This window comes from Paraburkholderia sp. 31.1, assembly GCF_014397645.1.
In the GTDB taxonomy this organism is placed as follows: Bacteria; Pseudomonadota; Gammaproteobacteria; order Burkholderiales; family Burkholderiaceae; genus Paraburkholderia; species Paraburkholderia tuberum.
The window spans coordinates 19,975-27,062 of the sequence record NZ_VZQN01000062.1; the positions used below are offsets into that span (position 1 = coordinate 19,975).

6 protein-coding genes and 1 pseudogene are annotated in these 7,088 nt (G+C 63.7%); 3 read left to right on the forward strand and 4 right to left on the reverse strand.

From position 1 onward, the window contains the following. Positions 1-64 precede the first annotated feature (64 nt). Positions 65-1,279, reverse strand: a complete 1,215-nt coding sequence (locus F6X37_RS32345) for a transglycosylase SLT domain-containing protein (protein ID WP_187614107.1) — start codon at positions 1,277-1,279, stop codon at positions 65-67. A 615-nt stretch (positions 1,280-1,894) separates the two neighbouring features. Here F6X37_RS32345 and F6X37_RS32350 point away from each other — a divergent pair. Beyond that, positions 1,895-3,469, forward strand: a complete 1,575-nt coding sequence (locus F6X37_RS32350; RefSeq protein ID WP_187614108.1) for a UbiD family decarboxylase — start codon at positions 1,895-1,897, stop codon at positions 3,467-3,469. Positions 3,470-3,515: 46 nt separating this feature from the next. Further along, positions 3,516-4,196 (forward strand): LysE family translocator, encoded by a 681-nt coding sequence (locus F6X37_RS32355; protein ID WP_184053273.1) that lies wholly within the window; start codon positions 3,516-3,518, stop codon positions 4,194-4,196. A gap of 72 nt (positions 4,197-4,268) precedes the next feature. Here the strand turns inward: F6X37_RS32355 and F6X37_RS32360 are convergent, their stop codons facing one another. The 3 genes from F6X37_RS32360 to F6X37_RS32370 all read right to left on the reverse strand — a co-directional run bounded on the left by F6X37_RS32360 (position 4,269) and on the right by F6X37_RS32370 (position 6,304). Then, positions 4,269-5,234 carry a threo-3-hydroxy-L-aspartate ammonia-lyase gene (locus tag F6X37_RS32360; protein WP_090801497.1) on the reverse strand — a complete coding sequence of 322 codons (966 nt, stop codon included), beginning with the start codon at positions 5,232-5,234 and terminating at the stop codon, positions 4,269-4,271. Between the two features lie 206 nt (positions 5,235-5,440). Continuing rightward, a complete protein-coding gene (locus F6X37_RS32365) occupies positions 5,441-5,755 on the reverse strand; it encodes a hypothetical protein (protein ID WP_187614109.1) in 315 nt (104 codons plus the stop codon). A 387-nt stretch (positions 5,756-6,142) separates the two neighbouring features. Beyond that, entirely contained in the window at positions 6,143-6,304 is a 162-nt protein-coding gene (locus F6X37_RS32370) for a hypothetical protein (protein WP_167368604.1), read from the reverse strand. Between the two features lie 276 nt (positions 6,305-6,580). Here F6X37_RS32370 and F6X37_RS32375 point away from each other — a divergent pair. Further along, positions 6,581-6,961: pseudogene (locus F6X37_RS32375) on the forward strand (NAD(P)-binding domain-containing protein); the annotation flags it as partial. Positions 6,962-7,088: the final 127 nt, after the last annotated feature.

A 7,088-nucleotide genomic window follows, 5' to 3' on the forward strand; every position in this document is an offset into this window, starting at 1 on the left:
CAGACGCAAAAAAGGACACCCGAGGGTGTCCTTGTTGTTTTCATGCGGCACGGCAACGTCTAACTCAAGCCCCCAGCTCCGACGCCGACGCCACGTGGCGCGTCGTCGAATTGGCGCTCGCGTCGTCCTGATCGGCCGGCTGCGTGTGCACCGCCGACGTCGCCTGGCTCAGCGCGTGACCGCCTTGCAGCGTCACCTGAACGCGCTTGCCGTTGCCACCACTCGTCGCCGCGGCTGGCGCCGGCGTGGCCGACGCGGTCAGCACCGGAGCTTGCGGCGCATTGATCGGCACCTTACGGCCGCGCGCGACGTCGCGCAGACGACCGCGTTCGGCCATCACCTTCGCGCCGTACCCGCCGTCATCCGGCGTGGTGGAGCCGACGTACAGACGCAGGCCGCCCGGCAGCGAGCCGCCACGCGCGATGCAATCCTTCAGCACGAGCGCGCCGACCTTGATGTTCGCGAGCGGTTGGAGCGCCGCGCTTTGGCCGCCGAAATACTGGAATTTGTCCGAATGCACCTTCGACATCACCTGCATCAGGCCCTGCGCGCCGACGCCGCTCTCGGCGTACGGATTGAAGCCCGATTCGATCGCCATCACTGACAGCAGCAGCAGCGGATCGAGGCCGACTTCGCGGCCGGTGTCGAACGCGGCTTTTACGAGCTCGCCGACGGGCTCCTGAGCGACGCGATAACGCCGCGCGAGGTACGACGCGACCAGGTCCTGCTCGTGGCTCGACACGAGCACGCGGTCATCGCGTGCATCGGCGGACACGCGCTGCTGCGGAATCAGACGTGCGAGCGCGCTGACGCCCTGCATCGTGCGCGGATCGAGGCCGTTGAGCGCGGCGGCGCTCGTGCCCGACGTGCCGGCGCCGTCGAACGCGCCGTCGAAGCCGGTGGTGGCCGCGGTGAGGGTCATGCTGCCGTCGTTCGAGCCATCGGTGGGACTCGGCGTGGTCAGCATGTTCGGCGAATTGGCCGACAGCGATTCGTCGGAGGATGCGTCGGCGTTTCTGGTCGGTCCGATGGCGGGCAGCGGATTGCCTTGCAGCAGGCGGGCGGGGCCCGCTTGCACGGCGGCGGAAATGACCGGCATCAGACGCGCGGCGAGCGCGCCGCGCCAGGTCGGCATCAGCCACAGTGCGAGAGCCAGCACCACGGCGATCCCGCCGACAATGCTGAATAGGTGATGACTCAGTCGCGTCCCGCTGCGCAGCGCACCGCGCACAATCTGCGCAATACGCTCATCGGGACGCCACGATAACCAGGCGTTCATTCAGATCTCCCATCTTGCATGATCCGCGAACTCCGCCGGGACAAATCAGGCGGTACGGCGCGCTCGCAGAGTCAAGACATCGCGTGCTCTCTGGTTGGGCAGCAGCGACGTCGGGAAAACGGCAACAAATACCGTTTGGGGAGCCATCTCAAAAACAGCCCACACATACTCGATGTGTATCGGGCTTGGCTCCCACGCGAAAAACCAGCGTTGGTGGACGCTGGTGAGGGACTTCAATAATGCCGTTCTACCCTGCAGGGAAGCAAAACGGTGACGCGTTGCGTCTGAGGACCGGGGGCGACGGTAAAAAGGTTAACGCCCTGCAACTAATGTGGACGGATTCTATGCACGGTTTTATAGATCGTCAACACTATAGAATTCAAGAATGATAACTTTTCGTAATTATGAACAGTGTTCAGTCACCCGAGAACCGCGCTCAATGCGCGTTTCGGGCGATCCGACCCTGGCTGTTTAGACTAGACCATTTGGCTGATCTACGTGCGGTGGCTAACGCAGGTAAAATCGACAATCGTTTTTTGCGTCAGATAGGTACCAACGCCGTCCCTCCTGCCTCCCCGTCCTATGCGCCGTGCATGCGGCCCTGAACCGTCACAGATGAAATACAAAGACTTACGCGATTTCATCGGCCGCCTCGAGGCGATCGGTGAATTGCGCCGAATTTCGCAAAAAGTGTCGCCGAATCTCGAAATGACCGAACTTTGCGACCGTGTGCTCCGCGCGGGCGGCCCGGCTCTGTTGTTCGAGAACACCGAGCGGCACGCGTTCCCGGTGCTCGGCAATCTGTTCGGCACGCCGCGCCGCGTCGCGCTTGGCATGGGCATCGATGCCGAAGCGGGCGCGGGCGACCAGGCGGCGCTCGAATCGCTGCGCGATGTCGGTCGGCTACTCTCCGCGTTGAAGGAACCCGAGCCGCCGAAAGGGCTCAAGGACGCCGGCAAGCTGCTGTCGCTAGCGAAGGCCGTGTGGGACATGGCGCCGAAGACGGTCAACGCACCGCCCTGCCAGGAAATCGTCTGGGAAGGCAATGACGTCGACCTTGCCAAATTGCCCATTCAGACCTGCTGGCCCGGCGATGCCGGGCCGTTGATCACCTGGGGTCTGACCGTCACGAAAGGGCCGAACAAAAGTCGACAAAACCTGGGTATCTATCGCCAGCAACTGATCGGGCGTAACAAGCTGATCATGCGCTGGCTGGCGCATCGCGGCGGCGCGCTCGATTTTCGTGAGTTCGCGCTTAAAAATCCCGGCAAGCCGTATCCGGTGGCCGTCGTGCTCGGTGCGGACCCGGCGACGATTCTCGGCGCGGTCACGCCGGTACCCGACACGCTGTCCGAATACCAGTTCGCCGGCCTGCTGCGCGGCGGGCGCACCGAGCTCGCGAAATGCGTCACACCGGGCGTCGACGGTCTGCAGGTCCCCGCGCGCGCCGAGATCGTGCTCGAGGGCTTCATCTATCCGCAGGAAGGCGCACCCTCGCCCGCCCCGGCCGGCGCACCGCCGCGTCCGTCGAAGGGTGCGTCGGCCACGTACGAACACGCGCTCGAAGGCCCGTATGGCGATCACACCGGCTACTACAACGAACAGGAGTGGTTCCCGGTCTTCACGGTCGAGCGCATCACGATGCGCCGCGACGCGATCTATCACTCCACCTACACCGGCAGACCGCCCGACGAGCCGGCGGTGCTCGGCGTCGCGCTGAACGAAGTGTTCGTACCGCTGCTGCAGAAGCAGTTCATCGAGATCACGGACTTCTATCTGCCGCCCGAAGGCTGCAGTTACCGCATGGCGATCGTGCAAATGAAGAAGAGCTACCCCGGCCACGCGAAACGCGTGATGTTCGGCGTGTGGAGCTTCCTGCGGCAGTTCATGTATACGAAGTTCATCGTCGTCGTCGATGAGGACGTCAATATCCGGGACTGGAAGGAAGTGATCTGGGCGATCACCACGCGAGTGGACCCGACGCGCGACACGGTGCTCGTCGACCGCACGCCGATCGACTATCTCGATTTCGCGTCGCCGGTAGCCGGCCTCGGCTCGAAGATGGGGCTCGACGCAACCAACAAGTGGCCGGGCGAAACCGACCGTGAATGGGGCCGCCCGATCGTGATGGACGACGCGGTCAAACAGCGCATCGATAGCTTGTGGAACGAGTTGGGCCTCGGCCTGTAACACGCGCGGGACAACACAATCAATAACAGATGGAGCGCTCGCGCGGATGCACGCTTTTTCAATGATGTCGGACGGCTTTTTTCTCTCCTTGTCGCTGTGCCTCGATATCGGTCTCGTCAACGTCGCGATCATTTCGCTGACGCTGTCGCACGGCTTTCGGCCGGGCTTCTGGCTCGGCCTCGGCTCTTGCGTCGGCGATCTCATTTACGCGACGCTCGCGCTCGCGGGCATGGCCGCGCTGCTGCAGTTCGAATCGGTGCGCTGGGTCGTATGGATCGGCGGCGCGGCGATCCTCCTGTTTCTCACCTGGAAGATGGCGCGTGAAGCGATGTTCCCGGCCACGGCGCAAGCTGTTGCCGGCGAAGGCGACGCGGCTGCGCCGCATCAGTCGGCATGGCGCGGGTTTGTGCGCGGCGTGCTGCTCGCGGTGTCGTCGCCGTCGGCGATCCTGTGGTTCGCAGCGGTCGGCGGCGCGCTGATCGCGAAGGCCGGCGCAACGAGCCCGACAACCGCGCTGATCTTCCTCGGCGGATTCTTTCTGGGCGGGCTGTGCTGGACGCTTTTCATCTGCGGGCTCGGCAGCCACGGACGCAAGCGCGCGGGCGCCGGTCTGCTGCGCGCGTGTCACGTTCTGTCGGCGCTGCTGTTCGCCTATTTCTCGTACAGCGTGATCGTCAACGGGTATCGCGATCTGATCGTGCAGAGCACCGCGCAGGTGGCAAGCTGAAGCGGCTCGCGAACAAAAAAAACGGCTCGCATCGGCGAGCCGTTTTTCTTCATGCGACTCGACGTGAGCCGCTCATGCGAGGTACTGCGCGAGCTTCGGCAGATCGACATTGCCACCGCTCACCACCACGCCGACGCGCTTGCCCTTCACCGGCACGACGCCGTTCAGCACCGCCGCCGCCGCGAGACAACCAGTCGGTTCGACGACGATCTTCATGCGCTGCGCGAAAAAGCGCATCGTCTCGATCAGCTGCGCATCGCTGACCGTTTCGATTCGCGCGACCAACTGGCGGATGACCGCGAACGTATAGTGGCCCAGATGCGTCGAAGCGGCGCCATCGGCAATCGTGCGCGGCGCGTCGATATGAACGATCTCGCCGCGTGCGAGCGACTGCTGGCCGTCGTTGCCCGCCTCGGGCTCGATGCCGATCACCGTGCAGGCCGGGCTCAGCGCGGCCGCCGACAATGCGCTGCCGCTGATCAACCCGCCGCCGCCAAGGCACACGAACAACATGTCGAGCGGGCCGGTTTCGTCGATCAGTTCTTTGACCGCGGTGCCCTGGCCGGCGATCACGTGCGGATGATCGTACGGCGGGATCAGCGTCATGCCGCGCTCTTCGGCGAGCCGGCGGCCGATTTCCTCGCGATTTTCCTTGTAGCGGTCGTAGCTGATCACTTCGCCGCCGTAGCCTTTGGTCGCGGCGACCTTGGCCTCGGGTGCGTCGTGCGGCATTACGATCGTCGCGTGAATGCCGGCGAGGCGCGCCGACAGCGCGATCGCCTGCGCGTGATTGCCCGACGAATAGGTCAGCACGCCCGCCTTGCGCTGCTCCGCGTCGAAATGCGAAATCGCGTTGTACGCGCCACGGAACTTGAACGCGCCCATGCGCTGGAAGTTTTCGCACTTGAAGAACACCGACGCGCCAGTGCGCTCGTCGAACGTGCTCGATGTCAGAACGGGGGTGCGGTGCGCGACGCCTTCGAGACGCGCGGCGGCGTCGAGGACGTCATCGAAGGTGGGAGCGGGAAGCGCTTGCATCGGCGAAACTCTCCTCTAGCGGTGGCGAAGCAGCCATTCTCCCAGCTTCCTCGATGCTTTGGAACGGCGCTCGCGCGAGCCCGCGACACCAGCCAGGAACGCTGCGGAAAGCAAAAACCAGAGACACAAAAAGAAACGACGTAACCCGGCACAAGCCGGCGTTACGCCGTCGACGTTCCCACGCGCGTCAAGCGCGCCCGCACTTCTTAATGACGATAGTACGAGTGCCCATAGCCGCGATAGTAGCCACGGTAGCCGTGGTAGTAGCCACGATAGTAAGGGCGGCCATAGCCGTAATAGCCTCCGACCACCACCGGAGCCGGTGCGAACACAACCGGCGGCGCGTACACCGGCGGAGGCGGCGGCGGGGCGTAATAGACAGGCGGCGGCGCCGCATAGACCGGATAGGCCGGCGCGATCGGCACCCCAAGGCCGATACCGACGGAAACACCTGCCTCAGCGGTCCCGGCAAGTCCCAAGCCGAGTGCGGCTGCAACGACAAACGGAACGATCTTTTTCACTTCTATTCTCCTAGCGCGGCCTGCCAAGGTCGCCGACTGCGCATGCCTCGCATGCTGCGAAATCAATGTATCTAAAAAGCCCCGGCCGAAATGTTCGCATTTGTTGCAAATTGCAAGGGCGAGCCGAAGCGTTTTGCCGAGCGCGGCGCGAGCGCGCCTACGCGCCGCCGCGACCTGAGCGAAATCAGCCGGGAATCAATGGGTTGCACGCGGGCGACGGGCCGCGCGTCACAGGTCTGATCGAGCGCGGGGGTTTGAGTTCGCGCATCGGTAATCTTTAATTACAAATTCGCTTCAATCCTGACAGCCGAAAGAAAATTCCCAACAAAAAATGCCCAGCTCAATTGCTCGAGGCCGGGCATTCTGTCACCTGCGAAGACCGCGCGACTAGCCGACCTTCACGTACACGAATTCGCGGGACACGTTGGGCGGCACGTATGCGCCGCTGATCCGCACGCGCGGCGTAAGGCGCTTTTTCTGATCCCACCAGCGACGGCGCTGGGCGCGCGTCAGGAACCGCAAGTGCTTTCGGTAAGAAAAAATACTCATCTCGACCCTCCCGAATTTCTGACTGCGAACGAAGTACGGAAAATACGACTGCCAAACCGGCTCATCGACCACTGTTCCTGTCATGTACGATTGTGAGCAGTTTTCACAACCGCGGGCGTCACGCCACCCGATGACCGACCGTTGGCGCCATATCGCCCGCAAACTTATCCGACGACCGCTGTCGAACCGTGCAAGGGGCCGGATCGCGGCCGCGCTTCGCCGGATGCGAGATACTGCTGCTTTCCCGTTCACACGATCCGTCTGGAGCAGGTCACCATGTCCCAGTCTTCCTTGCCGCGCGTCGGCTTCATCGGCGCGGGGCGGCTCGCGCGTTGTCTCGCGCTCGCGTTTGCGCGCGCCGGCTATCCGGTCACCGCGGTGGCGAGCCGCTCGGCCGATTCCGCGCGCCGGCTCGCCGCCCAGATCGCACACTGCGCGGCCACTGACGACCCGCAACAGGCCGTCGACGCCGCCGATATCGTTTTTTTAGCCGTTCCTGACGACAGCATCGGTACGACAGCGCACACACTCCGCTTTGGAGGCGATGCGGCAAGCCACCCCGGCAAAGCGCTCGTGCACTGCAGCGGCGCCTCGCCGGTCGAACTGCTCGCGCCAGCGCGCGATCAGGGCGCGGCGATCGGCGGCTTTCATCCGTTGTAAGTGTTCACGAAAATCTGATTTGAAAATCTGAGCCGAATCCGTCGAGCAGTTTTTTGACCTCGGCATCGATGGTTTCCTTGGTCCAAGTGACGAAGCGGCGCCAGTGATGCTTGGCGTGCTTCCA

Coding starts and splice junctions, on each gene's coding strand:
- F6X37_RS32355 (WP_184053273.1), top strand. CDS start 3,516: ATGCACGCTTTTTCAATGATGTCGGACGGCTTTTTTCTCTCCTTGTCG.
- F6X37_RS32370 (WP_167368604.1), bottom strand. CDS start 6,304: ATGAGTATTTTTTCTTACCGAAAGCACTTGCGGTTCCTGACGCGCGCC.
- F6X37_RS32345 (WP_187614107.1), bottom strand. CDS start 1,279: ATGAACGCCTGGTTATCGTGGCGTCCCGATGAGCGTATTGCGCAGATT.
- F6X37_RS32360 (WP_090801497.1), bottom strand. CDS start 5,234: ATGCAAGCGCTTCCCGCTCCCACCTTCGATGACGTCCTCGACGCCGCC.
- F6X37_RS32350 (WP_187614108.1), top strand. CDS start 1,895: ATGAAATACAAAGACTTACGCGATTTCATCGGCCGCCTCGAGGCGATC.